19 protein-coding genes are annotated in these 17,763 nt (G+C 73.4%); 11 read left to right on the top strand and 8 right to left on the bottom strand.

Features of this window, described 5'->3' with window-relative positions:
- The first annotated feature begins 21 nt into the window (after positions 1-21).
- Together M5362_RS16660 and M5362_RS16665 are read left to right on the top strand one after the other, a co-directional pair.
- Positions 22-444 carry a universal stress protein gene (locus M5362_RS16660; protein WP_260228331.1) on the top strand — a complete coding sequence of 141 codons (423 nt, stop codon included), beginning with the start codon at positions 22-24 and terminating at the stop codon, positions 442-444.
- A 44-nt stretch (positions 445-488) separates the two neighbouring features.
- Complete coding sequence (locus M5362_RS16665) at positions 489-860, top strand: VOC family protein (protein WP_260228332.1); 372 nt, start codon at positions 489-491, stop codon at positions 858-860.
- A 13-nt stretch (positions 861-873) separates the two neighbouring features.
- Here M5362_RS16665 and M5362_RS16670 read toward each other — a convergent pair whose 3' ends face one another.
- A complete protein-coding gene (locus M5362_RS16670) occupies positions 874-1,740 on the bottom strand; it encodes an ABC transporter permease (RefSeq protein ID WP_260228333.1) in 867 nt (288 codons plus the stop codon).
- Entirely contained in the window at positions 1,737-2,705 is a 969-nt protein-coding gene (locus M5362_RS16675; RefSeq protein ID WP_260228334.1) for an ATP-binding cassette domain-containing protein, read from the bottom strand. Before M5362_RS16675 ends, M5362_RS16670 begins: the two co-directional genes overlap by 4 nt.
- Positions 2,706-2,863: 158 nt before the next feature.
- Between M5362_RS16675 and M5362_RS16680 the strand changes: the two genes are divergently transcribed.
- The gene (locus M5362_RS16680) at positions 2,864-3,403 is read left to right on the top strand and encodes a hypothetical protein (RefSeq protein ID WP_260228335.1); all 540 of its coding nucleotides are present in this window, start codon (positions 2,864-2,866) and stop codon (positions 3,401-3,403) included.
- Here the strand turns inward: M5362_RS16680 and M5362_RS16685 are convergent.
- From M5362_RS16685 to M5362_RS16705, 5 genes are all read right to left on the bottom strand, one after another.
- Positions 3,346-3,765 carry a hypothetical protein gene (locus tag M5362_RS16685; protein WP_260228336.1) on the bottom strand — a complete coding sequence of 140 codons (420 nt, stop codon included), beginning with the start codon at positions 3,763-3,765 and terminating at the stop codon, positions 3,346-3,348. The two genes, M5362_RS16680 and M5362_RS16685, sit on opposite strands and share 58 nt — an antisense overlap.
- 122 nt (positions 3,766-3,887) lie before the next feature.
- Entirely contained in the window at positions 3,888-4,301 is a 414-nt protein-coding gene (locus M5362_RS16690; protein WP_260228337.1) for a RidA family protein, read from the bottom strand.
- Entirely contained in the window at positions 4,298-5,656 is a 1,359-nt protein-coding gene (locus M5362_RS16695) for an MFS transporter (RefSeq protein WP_261366025.1), read from the bottom strand. The genes M5362_RS16690 and M5362_RS16695 overlap by 4 nt, the downstream gene beginning before the upstream one ends.
- Positions 5,657-5,719: 63 nt before the next feature.
- Positions 5,720-6,193, bottom strand: a complete 474-nt coding sequence (locus M5362_RS16700; RefSeq protein WP_260228488.1) for an Rrf2 family transcriptional regulator — start codon at positions 6,191-6,193, stop codon at positions 5,720-5,722.
- Positions 6,194-6,209: 16 nt separating this feature from the next.
- Positions 6,210-7,583 (bottom strand): PLP-dependent aminotransferase family protein, encoded by a 1,374-nt coding sequence (locus tag M5362_RS16705; protein ID WP_260228339.1) that lies wholly within the window; start codon positions 7,581-7,583, stop codon positions 6,210-6,212.
- Positions 7,584-7,686: 103 nt separating this feature from the next.
- On the opposite strand from M5362_RS16705, the gene M5362_RS16710 reads away from it, so the two are divergent.
- The 8 genes from M5362_RS16710 (at position 7,687) to M5362_RS16745 (ending at position 15,643) form a co-directional block, all read left to right on the top strand.
- Positions 7,687-8,466: an alpha/beta fold hydrolase gene (locus M5362_RS16710; RefSeq protein ID WP_260228340.1), complete on the top strand. Its 780-nt coding sequence runs from the start codon at positions 7,687-7,689 to the stop codon at positions 8,464-8,466.
- Positions 8,467-8,597: 131 nt separating this feature from the next.
- The gene (locus M5362_RS16715; protein WP_260228341.1) at positions 8,598-9,032 is read left to right on the top strand and encodes a hypothetical protein; all 435 of its coding nucleotides are present in this window, start codon (positions 8,598-8,600) and stop codon (positions 9,030-9,032) included.
- Complete coding sequence (locus M5362_RS16720) at positions 9,029-9,520, top strand: hypothetical protein (RefSeq protein WP_260228342.1); 492 nt, start codon at positions 9,029-9,031, stop codon at positions 9,518-9,520. The genes M5362_RS16715 and M5362_RS16720 overlap by 4 nt, the downstream gene beginning before the upstream one ends.
- Positions 9,521-9,525: 5 nt before the next feature.
- Complete coding sequence (locus tag M5362_RS16725; protein ID WP_260228343.1) at positions 9,526-10,548, top strand: endonuclease/exonuclease/phosphatase family protein; 1,023 nt, start codon at positions 9,526-9,528, stop codon at positions 10,546-10,548.
- A gap of 26 nt (positions 10,549-10,574) precedes the next feature.
- Positions 10,575-10,814, top strand: coding sequence for a DUF2630 family protein (locus M5362_RS16730; protein WP_260228489.1), 240 nt, complete (start codon positions 10,575-10,577; stop codon positions 10,812-10,814).
- 45 nt (positions 10,815-10,859) lie between these two features.
- Complete coding sequence (locus M5362_RS16735; RefSeq protein WP_260228344.1) at positions 10,860-12,818, top strand: FUSC family protein; 1,959 nt, start codon at positions 10,860-10,862, stop codon at positions 12,816-12,818.
- A gap of 198 nt (positions 12,819-13,016) precedes the next feature.
- Positions 13,017-14,489, top strand: coding sequence for an APC family permease (locus M5362_RS16740; protein ID WP_260228345.1), 1,473 nt, complete (start codon positions 13,017-13,019; stop codon positions 14,487-14,489).
- Positions 14,490-14,653: 164 nt separating this feature from the next.
- Positions 14,654-15,643 carry a hypothetical protein gene (locus M5362_RS16745; RefSeq protein WP_260228346.1) on the top strand — a complete coding sequence of 330 codons (990 nt, stop codon included), beginning with the start codon at positions 14,654-14,656 and terminating at the stop codon, positions 15,641-15,643.
- Positions 15,644-15,682: 39 nt separating this feature from the next.
- On the opposite strand, the gene M5362_RS16750 is transcribed toward M5362_RS16745, so the two are convergent.
- Positions 15,683-17,755, bottom strand: a complete 2,073-nt coding sequence (locus tag M5362_RS16750) for a PhoX family phosphatase (RefSeq protein WP_260228347.1) — start codon at positions 17,753-17,755, stop codon at positions 15,683-15,685.
- Positions 17,756-17,763 lie beyond the last annotated feature (8 nt).

Here is a 17,763-nt window from a genome sequence, read left to right on the forward strand (position 1 = left end):
GTACGACGAACGGAGATCGAGATGGCCGGCAGGATCGTGGTGGGCGTGGACGGTTCGGAGCCCGCTCTGAAGGCGCTGCGGTGGGCGGCCGGGCAGGCCGCCCTGACCGGGGACGAGCTCCAGGCGGTGATCGGCTGGGAGTACCCCGCGTCCTGGGCGGCGGCGCCCGGGGTACCGCCGGACTTCGACCCGGAGCAGCTCGCCCATCAGATCCTGGACGAGGCCCTGGCCGGGGCGCTGGCCCCGGAGGTCGCCGCCGCCGTCACCCGCACGGTCGTCGGCGGCAACCCGGCCCAGGCCCTGATCGACCAGGCCAAGGGCGCGTCCCTGCTGGTCGTCGGCGACCGCGGCCACGCGGGCTTCAAGGCGGCGGTCCTGGGCTCCGTCTCCACCAACGTGGCCCAGCACGCGCCGTGTCCGGTGGTGGTGGTCCGGGGCGTGTGACGCGTTGTCATGCGCCCGGGGCCCGCCGGGAGCAAAATGCCCTCATGGACATCAAACTCGAACTGATCGGCGTCCCCGTCACCGACATCGACCGGGCCAAGGCCTTCTACGAGAAGGTGGGCTTCCACGCCGACCACGACATCCCGGTCAGCGACGACATCCGCTTCGTCCAGATGACGCCGCCGGGATCGGCCTGCTCGATCGCCTTCGGCAAGGGCATCACGGAGATGGCCCCGGGCTCCCTCGACAACATGCAGGTCGTCGTCGTCGACATCGAGGAGGCCCACGCCGACCTCAAGGGCCGGGGCATCGAGGTCAGCGAGATCGACGACCAGCCCTGGGGCTCCTTCGTCTACTTCGCCGACCCGGACGGCAACCGCTGGGCGGTCCAGCAGACCACCCCGCGGGGGCAGTGACCACGTGCAGTGACTACTTGCGGTTGTAGAGCCGCATCGTGATCGCGCCGAAGACCACCACGAACAGCGCGGACCATCCGAGCGACCAGGCGATGTCCGCCGCCGGCCAGTTCCCGGCCATCAACTCCCGTACCGCCGTCGCCAGGTGCGTCACCGGGCTGTTGTTCACGAAGGCCTGAAGCCAGCCGGGCATCGTCTTCGGGTCGACGAACACGTTGGACAGGAACGTCAGCGGGAAGATCACCATCATGCTGACGCCCATGACCGACTTCTCGCTGCGCAGCATCAGCCCGAACATCGTCCAGATCCACGAGAACGCGAACGAGAACACCAGCAGCAGCGCGACGCCCAGGAGGACGCCGACCACCCCGCCGTCCGGCCGGTAGCCGATGATCATGCCGACGGTGAGCATGACCGCCGAGGCGATCAGATAGCGGACGACGTCACCGAGGAGATACCCGACCATCGGGGCCGGCCGCCAGATCGGCAGCGTCCGGAAGCGGTCGAACACGCCCTTCTCGATGTCCGTGTTGACCGAGACACCCGTGTACATCGTGATCATCACGACGCTCATCACGAGGATGCCCGGCAGCAGGAACTGGATGTACGCCGAGACCGAGCCGGCCAGCGCGCCCCCGAAGAGGTACGTGTACATCAGCACCATCATGATCGGGAACGCCGTCACGTCGAACAGCTGCTCCGGCACGTGCTTGATCTTCAGCATGGCCCGCCAGCCGAAGGTCATCGACGCGGAGAGCGCGCTGGGGCGCGGCGGGCGGGACTGCCCCACGAGCAGCGCCGCGAGCTCGTCCGCCCTGGGGGCGACGAAGTCGAGGGTGTCGGTGGTCTGCGTGTCCTTGCCGGTGGTGACGGTGGTCATGCCGTCGTTCCTTTCCTGTCCGTCAGCGCCAGGAACACCTCGTCGAGGCTGGGCTGGCCGAGCCCGAAGTTGTCGACCGTGATCCCGGCCCGCGCCAGCTCCGTCAGGGCCCGCGCGGCCTGCTCGGCGGCGCCGAGGTCCGTGCCGTGGCCGTCGACGGTGGCGGTGAGCGCGACCGGGTCGGGGTCCAGCTGGACGGTGGCCTTCAGGGCGTCCCGGAGGACCCGCTCGGCCTCGGGGCGCTGCTCGGGGTCCCGGAGCCGTACGTGCACCGATCCCGAGCCGACCGAGGCCTTCAGCTCGCCCTTCGTGCCCTCCGCGATCACCTTTCCGTGATCGATGACGGCGATACGGGAGGCCAGCTGGTCCGCCTCGTCCAGGTACTGGGTGGTGAGCAGGACGGTGGTGCCCTGGGCGACGACCGCCCGGACGATGTCCCACACCTGGTTGCGGCTGCGCGGGTCGAGCCCGGTCGTCGGTTCGTCGAGGAAGAGCAGGTCGGGGGTGTTGAGGATGGACGCGGCGATGTCGATACGGCGCCGCATGCCGCCCGAGTAGTTCTTGATCTGCTTGTCGGCGGCCTCGGCGAGTCCGAACGCGGCGAGCAGCTGCGCGGAGCGGTCCCGGGCGGCGGGCCGACTGTGGCCGAGGAGCCTGCCGAGCAGGACGAGGTTCTCGGTGCCGGTGAGGTCCTCGTCGACGGAGGCGTACTGGCCGGTGAGGCTGACCCGGCCGCGCACGGTGTCGGCGTCCTTGACGACGTCGTTGCCGAAGACCCGGGCCCGGCCCTCGTCGGGCCGCAGCAGGGTCGCGAGCATCTTGACGGCGGTGGTCTTGCCCGCGCCGTTGGGGCCGAGGACGCCGTAGACGGTGCCGGCCGGGACGCGCAGGTCGATCCCGTCGACGGCACGGTTCGTGCCGAAGACCTTGACCAGGCCCTCGGTCTCGATGGCGAGGTCGGTCATGCGCATGCCTCCCGGCTGCCGGATGCGGTCCGTTCCACCCAGTCTCCGACGGACGCGTCCCGGACGCCAGAGAACGACCCGATCTCCCCCGTCCGGCGGAGAGGGACCGACCACCGCGCCGACGCCCCGGCCCCCGCCCCGGCGGAAGGCTGAGGTCCATGCCGAAGATCAAGGCCCTGCCCGGCGTGCCCCGTTGGGCCGCCCTCGCCGCCCACGCCGTACCGCTGATCGTCCTCCCTTCGGGGGTCTGGCGGATCGCCCTGACCCTGGGGCTGCCCGTCGCCCGCGTCGACGACCCGGGGCTCGCCCAGAACGCGTACCAGATCGTCCTGACCGTCGTCGCCGAGCTGCTCGCCTTCCTCACGCTCGGCCTGGTCCGCTCCTGGGGCGAGGTGTTCCCGCGCCGGCTGCCCTTCGTCGGCGGGAGGCCCGTCCCCGTGCGCGGCGCGACGGCCGCCGCGCTGGGCGGGGCGTCCGGGCTCTTCGCCCTGACGGGCTGGTACACGTACGTGGCGTTCGCGGGGATCGGCGCGGACTCGCCCGGCGCCCACATCGACGGGCCGGTCCAGGAGGCCCTGCTCCACGCCTGCTACCTGCCTCTGGCGGCATGGGCGCCGCTGCTCGTCGCCGTGACGGTCGCCTACGCTCGCCGACGGGCCGGAGCGCGCCCGGCGGCCGGGACGTCCTCGTGCGTGTAGAGCCAGTAGAACGCGGCCGCGGTGGTCCCGGCGGCGATGATCAGGCCGAGGATGGTGGCCGAGAGCACGCTCGGGTTCGAGAGGCTGAAGAGGAAGCCGACGGCGCCTCCGGCGAGTACGCCCCAGGCCACCGCGTGCGGTTCGCGCGGCAGGACCTTGCCCCACCGGCGCAGCGCGTACACGGCCCCGGCGAGCACGGCTCCGGAGACGATGCCGAGGACGACCTCGCCCCAGTCGATGACGCCTCCGCCGCGCACGATCGCCGCCGCGTAGAAGCCGTAGGCGAAGCCCAGCGTGAGGGGCAGACCCCAGCCGTGTGTACTCAGGTGCCTCCGGGCGGGCACCGCTGCGTGTGCGGCCATGGCAGGAGCTCCTTCACTCTCGCCCCCCTGCACCCTCTAGGGCACACCCGGAGCCCCCGCGACCGCAACCGGACCGGGGGACCGGCCGGGGTCCCGGCCGGTGCCGGGCCCCGGTCTCCGGGTCAGCGCGGCGGACGGACCGCGACCGCGTCGATCTCGAAGAGCATCCCGGGCAGTGCCAGGGCGGCGACGCCGCTCAGTGTCTGCGCGGGCAGCCGGTCGCCGAAGGCGCCGTGCAGCGCCTTGCCCAGCACCTCCAGCTTCGCGAGGTCGTGATCGACGATGTACGAGCCGAGGCGCACCACGTGCTCGAAGCCGAGCCCCACGCCCTCCAGCGCGCGCCGGAGGTTGGTGAAGGCAAGTTCGACCTGGGCGGCGAAGTCCCCGGGGACGGGCGCGCCGGTCTCGTCGGAGGCGTACTGGCCGCCGATGAAGACCGCCTCACCGGGCGCGGAGACAGCGTGGCTGTAGCCGAACGGGGACGGGTCGTGCAGCGTGGCCGGGTTGGTGATCGTGCGCTGGTCGGTGCCGGTCATGAGGTGTGCTTCCTTCCGGACAGTACGGCCGCCAGGCAGGCGGCCAGGGTGAGCGCGGCGCCCGTGCGGAGCACCGCGGTGAGCGTGGTCGCGTCGACGAGCAGCCCGCCGAGGAGGGAGCCGAGCGCGATCGAGAGGCAGAAGACGCTGACGTGGAGACCGGTCGCCGTCTCCACGTCCTCGGGTGCGGCGGCCATGAACCAGGCCTGGAGGCCGACGGAGACGCCGCCGTAGGCCAGCCCCCACAGGAGCAGCAGCGCGGCACCGGCCGGGGCGGTTCCGCCGGCGAGGGCGAGCGCGAGGAGCGCGGCGGTCAGGCCGGCGGCGAGGACGGCGAGGGTACGACGGGGGGAGCGGCCGGCCGCAGGGCCGGCGAGGAAGTTCCCCGCCACGCCCGCGATTCCGTATCCGAGGAGGAGCACTCCGACGAGTTCCCCGGAGACGTGGACGTGCTCGGCGAGCACGGGCCGTACGAAGGAGTAGGCAAGGAAGTGGCCGGTCACCAGGAGGAGGGTGAGGACCAGCCCGGCGCGGACTCGCGCGTTGTCACGGAGGAGCCCCAGCAACCCGGTGCGGACCCGCGCGCTGTCGCGGGAGAGTCCCAACAGCCCGGCTCCGGCCCGCGCGTTGTCACGGGAGAGTCCCAACAGCCCGGCGTCGGCCCGCGCGTTGTCACGGGAGAGTCCCAACAGCCCGGCGCCGGCCCGCGCGTTGTCGCGTAGCAGCCCCACGGCCCCGGCGCGGGTTCCGGGGGCGCGGTGCGGGCCCGGCAGGCGGGGCAGCAGTGCCACGAGAGCCCCCGTCGCCACCACCACCACCCCCACTCCGGCGAACGCCCCCCGCCAGCCCGTCCATTCCGCCGCCGTGGTGGCCGCCGGGACGCCGAGCACGGAGGCCGCCGAGACCCCGCCGAAGACCACGGCCGTGGCCCGCCCCACGTCGGAGGCGGGGACGAGCCGGGGCGCCAGACCGCCCGCGAGGGCCCAGAAGCCGCCGATGGCGACACCGAGGAGGACCCGGGCGCCGAGGACGACCGCGAAGTGTCCGGCGGCGGCGGTGGCCAGGTTCGCGGCGGCGACGAGCGCCATCAGGGCGACGAGGACCGTGCGCCGGTCGGTCCCGGCCGCCCGCAGGGCGATCAGCGGGGCGGAGACGGCCGCCACGAGGCCCGGGACGGTCACCATCAGACCCGCCGTGCCGGCGGACACCCGCAGCTCGGCCGCGACCGGGGTGAGCAGACCGACCGGCAGCAGCTCCGCCGTCATCACGGTGAAGATGCCGAGCGTGACGGCCCCGACGCGGGCCCACGCCCCGCGAGCCGTCGGCACCCCCGGTTCAACCTGGATATTCAACATCCAGAATCACCCCCTTGAAAAGCCCTCCCGGCCGGGAGGGCGCCTCGAACGAACCGATGCGACTCAGACGTTGGCGAACCAGTGGCGGATGCGCTCCGGGGCCGCGGGCGCCTGGAGCTCCGCCCGCCGCCGTACGTCATCCAGCGTGCGGGCCGCCAGCTCGCGCCTCCACGCCAGCTCCGCCGCCCCCATCGCCCCCGCGATCGCGCACTCGGCCGCATAGCTCCCGGGCGGTCCCGCGCCGGGCCCCTGCTGCCGGATCTCGGAGCAGCGGAACGCCTCCTCCGGGCCCTCGATCGCCGCGACGACGTCCATGAGGGTGATCCGGTCGAGCGGCCGCGCCAGCCGGAAACCGCCCTTGGGCCCGGAGACCGAGCTGACGATCCCGGCCCGGGAGAGGGCCTGGAGCTGCTTGTTGAGGTAGGCGGCGGGCAGCTCGTGGTACGCCGCGAGCCGCGCCGCCGTCACCGCCCGCTCCGGCCCGATCCAGGCCAGGTTGAGGCAGCTGTGCAGCGCCCATTCGACGCCCTCGTTCATCCTCATGTTCTGGATATTAGATGTCCAGGATTTCCGAGGCAAGCGCACCGAGCCGTCGCAGCGCGTCGTCCAGGACCGGGAGCGCCGGCGAGGCCAGCCCCACGCGCACCGCGTCCCGCGCACCGCGGCCGCCCCCCGCGAAGGCGGCGCCACCCCCGCGGCCGCCCACCGCGAAGGCCTCGCCCCCGGTCAGCGCGATGCCGCGCTCCGCCGCCGCGGCCACGAACGTCTCGGACCGCCACGGCGCCGGCAGCTCCCACCAGCAGTAGTACGCGTGCGGCGAGGTGCGGATCCGGTACGCGCCCAGATGCCGCAGGACCAGCGCGTGCCGGGCCGCCGCGTCCGCGCGCTTGGCCGCCACGACCTCCGTCACCGTCCCGTCCGCCGCCCACCGGGTCGCCGCCGCGAGCGCCAGACCGCCGGCGGTCCACGCGCCGGAGCGCAGCGCCCGCGCCAGCGCCTCCGTCCGGCCCTCCGGCGCCACGAGATGGCCGACGGTCAGCCCGGGCGCGAGGCGCTTCGAGAGACTGTCCACCAGCACCACGTGCTCCGGCGCGTGGGCGGCGAGCGGCGCGGGGGCGTCCGGCACCAGGAACGCCCAGGTGGTGTCCTCGATCGCGGTCAGCCCCGACTCCCGCAGCACGGCCGCCAGTTCGGCCCGCCGCCGCGGACCCGCCGTCAGGGAGAGCGGATTGTGCAGGGTGGGCTGGACGTACACGGCGGAGAGGGGCCCCGTGCGACGGGCGGCCTCCAGGGCGTCCGGCCGCATCCCCTCCTCGTCGAGCGCGATCGGCACCAGCCGTACCCCGAGCCGCTCCGCCACCGACTTGACCAGCGGATACGTCAACTCCTCGACGCCCAGCGCGCCTCCGGGTGGGACGAGCGCGGCGAGCGACGCCGCGATGGCCTGGCGCCCGTTGCCCGCGAAGAGCACCCGGTCGGGGTCCGGCTCCCAGCCGGGCCGCGCGAGAACCCGGACCGCGGCGGCGCGCGCCTCCGCCGTGCCCGCGGCCGCCGCCGGACGGCTCGTCGCCGCGCCCAGCACGTCGGCGCGGGCGAGGGACCCCAGGGCTCGCGCCATCAGCTCCGACTGGCCTTCCGCCACCGGGTAGTTGAGCTGGAGGTCGACCGGGGCCTGCCCCGTCGCCTCGGCGAGCGCGAGCGCGGCCCCGGGCGGCGGCGGAGCCGCCCGTACGAACGTGCCCCGGCCGACCTCGCCGACGACCAGGCCCCGGCGGGCCAGCTCTCCGTACACGCGGATCGCGGTCGAACCGGCGATCCCGTGACGACGGGCGAACACCCGCTGGGGAGGCAGCCGGTCGCCGGGGCGCAGCCGCCCGTCCGCGATCCGTTCCGCCACCCGGTCCGCGATCCGGCGGTACTCCTCCATCGGGCCGGCCGTCCTCTCGCACCACACGCGTCGCCATCCGGCATTGCACCGAGAGCAAAGGATCTCATTGCACCGAGAAGGGACGTCTGCCTAGCCTCTGACCATGCCTTCCGCAGAGATCGACGGAATCACGATCGGCTACGAGGACAAGGGCACGGGCCCCGCGCTCGTCCTGGTCCACGGCCACCCCTTCGACCGCACGATGTGGCGGCACCAGATCGACCGCTTCTCCGCCGGCCACCGGGTCGTCGCCCCCGACCTGCGCGGCTACGGCGCCACCACCGTCGTCCCCGGCACCACCCCGCTCTCCGTCTTCGCCGAGGACCTCGCCGCGCTCCTCGACCGCCTCGGCATCGAGGAGTTCGTCCTCGGCGGGCTCTCCATGGGCGGGCAGATCGCCATGGAGTGCTACCGCCTCTTCCCCGGCCGGATCCGCGGTCTGGTCCTCGCCGACACGTTCCCCTCCGCCGAGACCGAGGAGGGCAGGGCCGGCCGGTACGCGCTCGCCGAGCGGCTGCTGCGCGAGGGCATGCGGGGGTACGCCGACGAGGTCCTGGACCGGATGGTCGCCCCGTACAACACGCACGCCGCGCCCCATGTGCACCGGATGATGTGCGCCACCGACCCGGCGGGCGCCGCCGCGGCCCTGCGCGGCCGGGCGGAGCGGCCCGACTACCGGGGCGTGCTCGCCAGGGTCTCCGTACCGGCGCTGGTCGTCGTCGGCCGCGACGACGCGTACACCCCCGTATCGGACGCGGAGGCGATGCACGCGACGCTGCCCCACTCCACGCTGGTGGTCGTCGAAGGGGCGGCGCACATGCCGAACCTGGAGCGGCCGGAGGAGTTCGACGCGGCGCTCGCCGCGTTCCTCGACTCCCTCTGAGGCCCCGAAACGTCCCTCTGAGGCCCTGAAACGCCCCCTCCGGAGCCGTCTCCCCGGCTCTCCAACACCCGCGTCACCCGGACGGCTCAGTTGAACGGTCGCTGCCGGACGGGCCGTCGCACGATGGGCCCATGAGCCAGAACACCGCACCTCCCCGCCCGCCCAGCACCGGTTCCGGCGGCGCCTGGGCTGCCGGCGGCACCCTGTTCGCCGGTGTCCTCATGCTGGTCATCGGCATCCTGGACGTCCTCCAGGGCATCGCCGCCATCGCCGAGGACGACGTCTACACCCGGGTCGGCGACTACGTCTTCAAGTTCGACCTGACCAGCTGGGGCTGGATCCACATCATCCTCGGCATCCTCGTCGCCGTCTCCGGCGCCGGAATCCTCAAGGGCTCCGAGTGGGGGCGCATGGGCGGCATCACCCTGGCCTCCCTGAACGTCATCGCCCAGTTCCTCTTCCTGCCGTACCACCCGTGGTGGGCACTGTTCTCCATGGCCATCTCGATCTTCGTGATCTGGGCGCTCGCCACGGACGACACCTCCTTCGGCAAGGACAGGGTGTGACCCCCACCAGGACCCGCACCCGGACCCCCGCCCCCACCCGGACCCCTGCCCGGACCCTCGCCCGCGCCGTCTGCGCCGCCGCCCTCCTCGCGCCGGCCGTGACCGGCGTCGCCGGGTGCACCGACGAGAACCAGCAGAAGGCGCAGGACATCGTCTCCACCGCCACGGCGGCCGTCGCCTCGGCCGCCCAGGAGAAGATGAACGCGGTCAAGGACGGGGTGAAGGCGACCGAGGAGGTCAAGGCCGGGCCGACGAAGACGGACGGCGACCGGACCACCGCCGAGATCACCGCCACCAACCCCACGGACGCGAACGCCGACTACACCGTCTGGGTCAACTTCCGGGACGGCGGCGGCAATCTGCTGGACTCCGTCGTCCTGAACATCGACGCCGTGGAGCCCGGGAAGTCCAAGACCGGGACCGCGCGCAGCAATCGCACCCTCACGGGGGAGACGAAGGCGGACATCAACCAGGCGCTGCGACACTGACCCGTGTGGAGCACGTCCTGGCACCTCACGCGTCGTCCCCGCCCGGGCCCCGGCCCGCCCCGGCACCCCTACGGCCCGGACGGCGCCTCGCCGCCTGGGCCGCCGGCCTGCTCGTCGCCGTACCGACGATGGTCACCGGCTGCCGGCTCCTCGACAGCGACGCGCTGACCCCCGTACCGCAGGCGCTGTCGTTCCTGCCCTGGCTCACCCTCCCTGCCCTCCTCGCGGCGCTGCTCGCCCTGGCCGCCCGGCGGCGCCTGCTCGCCGGGTGGGCGGTCCTCGTCCTCGCCGGCACCGCCTGGTTCACGCTGCCGTACGGGCCGGACACCACCACCGCCCGCGGCCCCGTCGTCGAACGGCTCCGGGTGCTCGCCGCCAACGTCGAGTTCGGCGAGGCGACGACCGCCCTCACCGAGGCCGTACGGCGGGAGCGTCCCCGGATCGTCTACGTCTCCGAGTGCGACCGCGCCTGTGCCGGAGCCCTCACCTCCGCCCTGGCCACAGCCCTCCCCCACCGGACGGTCGTGGACGGCGAGGGCTCGACCGGCTCCCTGATCCTGAGCGCCCACCCGCTGACCCCCCGGCCCCCGATCCCCGCCGCCATGGGCATGCCGGGCGCCACCGCCCGGATCGGCGGCCGGGACGTCGAGCTCCGCCTTGCGCACCCGCTGCCGCCCGTCCCCGGCCAGGTCGGCCTCTGGAAGAGCGAGCTGGGGCGGGTGGAGGACTTCGCCGCCGCGCACCGCGACAGCGGCCCGGTGCTCCTGGCCGGCGACTTCAACGCCTCCCAGGACCACGCCTCGTTCCGCGCCGTCCTCGACGCGGGCCGGCTGCACGACGCCGCCCGCCTCGCGGGCGCGGCCCGGACACCGACCTGGCCGCGCGAACTGTCCGTGCCGCCGTTCGTACAGATCGACCACGTGCTGGTCAGCGACGACTTCCGGGTGCGCGGGGTGCGGTTCCTCGACCTCGCGGGATCGGACCACCGGGCCGTCCTCGCCGACCTCGACCTGCACGCCGGGCGCTGATCGGCGACGCTGGAACCATGGACCGGATGTACGACGACGAGCAGATCCTGGCGAACATCGGCTCCCTCGTCGAGGAGGAGCGGGCCCTCCGGCAGCGGATGGGCGGGCTGCTCCCCGAGGAGCGCACGCGGCTCGCCGAGCTGGAGGTGCAACTGGACCAGTGCTGGGACCTGTTGCGCCAGCGCCGCGCGAAGGCCGAGTTCGGCGAGGACCCGGACACGGCCGCGGTCCGCCCGGCCGCCGAGGTGGAGGGCTACCGCAGCTGACGCCGCCTGCCGAAGACCCGCCCCCGACCCACGTAACGTGAGCCCATGGCACGTCCCGCGCGGCTCACCCCACCCCGCTGGCTCACCGCCGGGCTCCGCCCGGCCCCCGCGCCCATCCCCTGGGCCGCCGTCGCCCGCGCCTCCGTCGCGATGTCCGCCCCGCTCGCCGTCGGCTTCGCCGCCGACCGGCCCGTCGAGGGGGCCCTGGTCTCGATGGGCGCCCTCTCCGGGGTCATCGGCGACACCGCCGACGCGTACCGGATGCGGTTCTACAACATCGCCGTCCCCCAGCTCTTCGGCGCCCTCGGCGTCACCCTCGGCAGCCTCGTGTACGGCGAGGGATGGCTCGCCGTCGCCGTACTCACCCTGATCGCCCTCGTCTCCGGGATGATCTCCTCGATCGGCGCCGTCGCCTCCGTGTCGGGTCTGCTGCTGCTCCTCAACGCGGTCGTCGGCGCCGGCCTGCCGATGCCCGACCCCTGGTGGAAGCCGCCCCTACTGCTCGGGCTCGGCGGGGTCGTCGTCCTCGTCCTGACCCTGCTCGGCTGGCCCCTGCGCGGCGGGGTCCCCGAGCGGACCGCCGTGGCCGGCACCTACCGGGCCGTCGCCGACGTCCTCGAAGCCGCCGGCACGGACGCGTACGACGAGCGACGCCAGGACGTCACCGCCTCCCTCAACCAGTCGTACGACCTCGTCCTCGCCCGCCGCACCCGCGAACACGGCCGCGCCCCGATCCTCGTCCGGCTGCTCGCCCAGCTCAACGCCGTCATCGCCCTCGTGGAGGCAGCCCCGGCCGCCCACGTCGCCGCACGCCGCTTCCACCGGCCCCTGTCTCCCGCCGTCCCCGCCGCCGTGCGCGCACTCGCCGACGCGGTCGAGGCGGGCCGCACCGACACCCCCGTCCTCGACCTCCCCGAGGCCACCCGCCCCGCCGAGAAGGCCGTCGACCAGGCCCTGCGCCACGCGGCGACCGTCGTCCACCAGGCCGAGCCGAACCCCTACAACGTGGACGACCGCCTCGGCCGCCCCGCCGCCCTGCGGGTCCGGGCCCGCCGGGTGGTCCGCGGCGTCCTGCTCTCCGAGGCCTCGTGGCGGTACGGGCTGCGGCTCGCGCTCTGCATCGGCCTCGCCCAGGCGGTGGTCTCGGTCATCGACGTACCCCGCTCGTACTGGGTCGCCCTCACCGTCACCTTCGTCCTGAAGCCGGACTTCGGCTCGGTCTTCTCCCGGGCCGTGCTCCGCGCGGCCGGCACGGCCTTCGGGCTGGTCACCGCCGCGCTCGTCTTCGCGGAGGTGCCGCGCGGCTGGTGGTACGTACCGGTGACGGTCGTGCTCGCCGGACTGATCCCCGCCTTCTCCGCGAAGGGATACGCCTTCCAGACCGCGGCCATCACCCCCGTCATCCTGCTGCTCTCCGACCTCCTCAACCTGCAGGGCTTCGACCTGGTTCTGCCCCGGCTCTACGACTCCCTCCTGGGCTGCGGCATCGCGCTGGTCGCCGGCTACCTCCTCTGGCCGGAGTCCTGGCACAGCCGGATCGGCGACCGGCTCGCGGACTCCGTCGCCGACTCGGCGGCCTACCTTGCGCAGGCGTTCTGCCCGCCCGCGCAGGAGGACCCGGCCGCCCGCCTGCGCGCCCGGCGGAAGCTGTACCGCGATCTGTCCGCCGTACGCTCCGAGTTCCAGCGCGCCCTGACCGAACCGCCGCCGACCGGCACCGTGGCCTCCGCCTGGTGGCCGCTGGTCGTCGCCGTGGAGCGGATCGTCGACGCCACGACCGCCGCCCGGGTCCGCGTCGACCACGGCGCCCCGCCACCCGATCCGGCGGAAGTCACCGAACTGGAGCAGCAGTTGCGGGAGCTCGCCGACGGGCTGCGCGGAACGGACGTGCTCGTCGAGGTACGGGCGGAGCTGACCGGCGACGACGAGGGGGCGCTCGCCGCGCTCCGCCAGGAGGTGACGGCGGCCCGGGCCATCGCCACTCCCCGTGCGGCGCCGGGGTAAAACGCCCCTGCGGGGGCGTACGGATGCCCTTACCGGCGGTCACAGAACGGAACGTTCCATCCGCCGTTACCGGAATCCGTCTATGCGACTACGATGCGCTCGATTCACCTTGATCCGTGCGCGGTCCTGCGAACAACCGACTCGGCGGCACGGTCACTTCGTCCTGCACCGCCCCCCGTGCCCCCAAGGACAGCCGCCATGCGCACGACCACCGGCAGAGGGCTCCAGCCCAATGTTCTCGGGACCTTCGACACCATTGTCATGGCCGTCGCGGGCAGTGCGCCCGCCTACTCCCTTGCCGCCACCACGGCCGTGCTCTTCGGCGCGGTCGGGCTGGCGGGACCCGCAGCGCTGCTCTACTGCGCGATACCGATGCTCGGCATCGTCCTCGCCTACGCGCGCCTCGGCCGGATCGACGTCAACGCCGGCGCCGGATACTCCTGGGTGGGCCGCACCCTCCACCCCTTCCTCGGCTTCCTCTCCGGCTGGGCCCTCGTCGTCTCCGCGACCGTGTTCATGGTCGCCGGATCGCTCCCCGCCGGCGCGCTGACGCTCTCCCTCTTCGACCCGGAACTCGCCGGGAACACCCCGCTCGCCGCGGCCGTCGGCGCCGGGTGGTTCCTGATGATGCTGCTCGTCGTCCTGGGCGGCGCCCGGCTCACGGTACGGGCCCAACTGATCATGTCGGGCGTCGAGATGTTCATCCTCGTCGCCTTCATCCTCGTCGCCCTCCTGCACCGCGGCCACGCCACCGCGTTCGACTGGTCCTGGTTCGGCCTCGGCCACTTCGACGGCCCGGCCGGCTTCGCCTCGGGCGCGCTGATCGCCGCGTTCTACTACTGGGGCTGGGACGTCACCAGCAACCTCAGCGAGGAGACCCGCGACAGCCGCCGCACGGCCGGGCTCGCCGCGCTGGTCGGCGTCGGCGTCGTCTTCCTGGTCTTCGAGGCGTTCACGGTCGCGGTCAACGTGCTGCTGACCTCGGGCCAGATCGAGTCCGCGGGCGCGAACGTCCTGGCCGTCCTCGGCCAGGAGATCTGGCCGGGCGTCGGCGGCAAACTGCTGGTCGTGGCGGTGCTGCTGTCGACGGTCGCCACCCTGGAGACCACCCTCATCCAGGTGACCCGCTCGCTCTTCGCGATGGGCCGCGACCGCACGATGCCGACCGCTCTCGGGACCGTGCACCCGCGCTGGAACACCCCGTGGGTGGCGATCGCCGCGGTCGGGGGAGCGGCGCTGCTGATGTTCGGCGCGGCCGCCGCAGCCGGTTCGATGGGCCGGATCCTCAGCGACGCCGTGTCCGCGATCGGCCTCCTGATCGCGTTCTACTACGGCCTCGCCGGCATCGCCGCCGTCGTCGCGTACCGCAGGATGCTCCTGACCTCCGTACGGAACTTCCTGGTCGGCGGTGTCTGGCCGCTGCTCGGCGCGGCGTTCATGCTGTGGGCGTTCGTCGAGTCGCTCGGCGAACTGTCCACCACGGCCCGGGTCATCGGCCTCGGCGGGCTGCTCGCCGGCGTGGTCCCGATGCTCGTGTACTGGCGCCGGGGCAGCGCGTACTACCGGCCCGCGCGGCTCGACGCGGTGCGCGCGCTGGCGGCCGCGGAGCCCTTCGGCCGGACGGCGCCCCGCGCCCGCCGCTCGGACGAATCGCTCTCCACCGACTTCTGACCCCGGGCCCGGGCCCCGGCCCGCCCCTCTCCACCCGACTCCCGACTCCCGACTCCCGACTCCCGACTACTGGTTCCCGACTACTGGTTCCCGACTTCCGGCTTCCGACTACTGGTTCCGACTGGTTCCGACTACTGGTTCCTGGCTTCCGAGGGAGGACCTGGATGGCCGCTCTCCGCCGATCGGCGCGCTCGGCCCGCGCTGCCCGCTTCACCCCTGTCTTCGACCCGGACTTCGGGGACCGCGCCCTCACGGAGGCGCGGCACGACATCGTTATCGGCCGCTGGCAGGGCGTACGGGATCTGCTGCGGGACACCGGCGAGGACTGGGCGCGCCGGACGCACCGCGTGCGGCTGCTCGCACACGCCGCCGCGGGCAGTTCGTCCGTCGAGGCGTGGCGTGCGGCCGAGCCGGACAGTCCGGACGCGGCGGTGCTGCGGGCGGCGACCGAGGTGGTGCGGGTCTTCGACACGGCGATCGCGGCCGGCCGGGGAACGGCCGTGGACCGGGGACGGGTCGACGCGACCGTCGACGCGTGTCTGGGAGCCGCGGAGGCCGCGCCCGCCGACCCGATGCCGTGGGTCTCCCTGCTCTCGGTGGCGCGGCTGTACGAGGGCGGGGTGCCGCGGCGCGAACTGCGGCAGTGGTTCGACGAGCTGCGGCGCCGTGACCCGTACAACACCGAGGGCCACGCCCAGGTGATGCGCTACTGGTCCGCGCGGTGGCACGGCACGCACGGGGCGATGTACGACTTCGCGCGGGACGCGGCGGGGGTGGCGCCGCCCGGTTCGCCGCTGCCGGTCCTGGTGCAGGTGGCGCGGGTGGAGGAGTACCGCTACATCGCCGACGGGGCGCTCGGCCGGGGGCCGGTGCGCGGCTTCGACCAGCACTGGAAGCACGAGTTGGCGGTGGACGAACTGCGCCGTACGCACGAGCGCTGGATCGGCGGCCGCGAGCCGGGCGGCCCGGTGGCGCCGGAGGAGGTGCCCGACCTCAACTATCTGGCGCACGCGGCCTGTTACGCGGGCCAGGTGGAGGTGGCGCGCGAGATCCTCGGGATGCTCGGCACCCGTGCGACATGGGTGCCGTGGGCGTACACGGGGGAGCCGGAGGAGCAGATCGTACGTTTCAGGGAGGGCCTGGGGGTGGTGTGAGGGGCGGTGCCACGCCCCCCACACCACGTCTCACGCGGCTCAGACGCCGATGTCGCGGCCGTCCTTGCGCCAGACGGCGACGACCGACGGGCGGACGATCCTGCCGGGTCCGTCGGGCCACTGCGACTTCGGGTTCTCGACGGAGGCGCCGTCGAGCTCGCCCGGGTGCTGGACCGCGACGACGACACGACGGTCCTGGATGATCGGGCCGCAGGTCTCGGCGCCCCTGGGGACGGTCAGGAACTGCTTGATCTCACCGCGCCGCTCGCCCTGCGTGGCGACACCGAACAGGCCGTCGTGCGAACCGAGCTGGGCACCGTCCGTGGAGATCCACAGGTTGCCGTGCGGGTCGAAGGCGACGTTGTCCGGGCAGGAGATCGGGGAGACCTTCTCCTTGGGGAAGCCGGCGAAGTACGTGGCCGGGTCGTTCGGGTCGCCCGCGACGAGGAAGAGCCGCCAGGCGAAGCCGTCGGAGGCCGGGTCGTCCCAGTGCTCGGCGAGCTCCAGGATCTGGCCGTGCTTGTTGAGGTTGCGCGGGTTGGCCTCGTCCGCGCCGGCCTTGCCGGCCTTGCCGCGGTCGGTGTTGTTGGTGAGCGCGACGTAGACGCGGCCGGAGCGCGGGGACGGCTCGACGTCCTCGGGGCGGTCCATCTTGGTGGCGCCGACCTTGTCACCGGCGAGGCGGGTGAAGACGTACACCTCCTCGGCGGTCATGCCCTCGACGTGCGAGACATCGCCGGTGGCCAGCGGGATCCAGACGCCGGAGCCGTCGAACTCGCCGTCGTTCGGAAGCTTGCCGGTGCCGTCGATCTGGGCGGCCGGGCTGTCGCCGGTCAGCTTGGCGACGTAGAGCGTGCCCTCGTCGAGGAGCGTGAGGTTGTGCGCGTGGGCGGCGCGGGAGCCGCCCTTCATCATCCGCTTCGACGAGACGAACTTGTAGAAGTAGTCGAAGCGCTCGTCGTCGCCCATGTAGACGACCGGGCGGCCGTCGGCGGTGAGGCGGGGCTGCGCGGCCTCGTGCTTGAAGCGGCCGAGCGCGGTGCGCTTCTTCGGGACGGACTCGGGGTCGTACGGGTCGAGTTCGACGACCCAGCCCTGGCGGTGCACCTCGTTCGGCTCCTGCGCGAGGTCGAAGCGCTTGTCGAACCGCTCCCACTTGCGCTCGGAGGCGCCGGTGCCGATGCCGTACCGCTTGTCGGTGGCGCTGGAGCCGTTGGCGAAGTACTGGTTGAAGTTCTCCTCGCCGTGCAGCGTCGTGCCCCACGGGGTGGTGCCGCCGGCGCAGTTGTTGAGCGTGCCGAGGACCTTGCGGCCGGTCGGGTCGACGGAGGTCCGCAGCAGCGGCGAGCCGGCGGCGGGACCGGTCAGCTCGAACTCGCTGGTGGTGTGGAGACGGCGGTTGAGCGGGTGCCTGGTGACGGGCGTGAGCTTGCCGGAACGATTCTCTTCCTGGACCACGACGACGGAGAAACCGTGGGCGGCCCAGGCGATCTCGACCTGCTCGCGGGTCGGGTTCTCGGCGCTGTAGCCCTTGAACATCAGGATCTCGTCGGTGTACTCGTGGTTCGCGACGAGGACCTGGCGGCCCCGCTCCCCGGGGAGGGGGAGGAGGCTCAGGAAGTCGTTGTTGTACCCGAACTGCCCGGCCTGGGCGGCGGCGGTCTGCTTGTCGGCGTCGAAGGCCGGGGCGCCGCGGAGGATCGGCTCGCCCCAGCGGATCACGACGTTCTGCCCGTAGCCGGCCGGGACGGTGACCTGGTCGGCGGTGTTGGGCGCGACGGGCGTGAAGCGCAGGCCACGGGCGCCGTCGGGCCGGTAGGCGCCCTTGGCGGCGGCCGAGGCGGCGTCGCCGGCGGGGCCGGCGGCGACGGCGGGGCTCCCGCCCGAGCCGACGACGGCGCTGCCGGCGGCGGTGGCGACGGTCACGACGGCGGCGGCGCGCATCATGGAACGGCGGGAGAGAGCGCCGGCTATGACATCACCGACGTACTCGTTGTCGCTGGTGTTGGGCACCTCGTGGAAGCAGGCGTCTCCGCACCGGAACCGACAGGTGAGGGCGGAACGGCCGCCTCCGTGCGGGTTGGTGCTCAGCAGCGGCAGCAGTTTGCGCACTTGGTCCT

Source organism: Streptomyces sp. Je 1-79 (assembly GCF_025195125.1).
Lineage (GTDB): Bacteria > Actinomycetota > Actinomycetes > Streptomycetales > Streptomycetaceae > Streptomyces.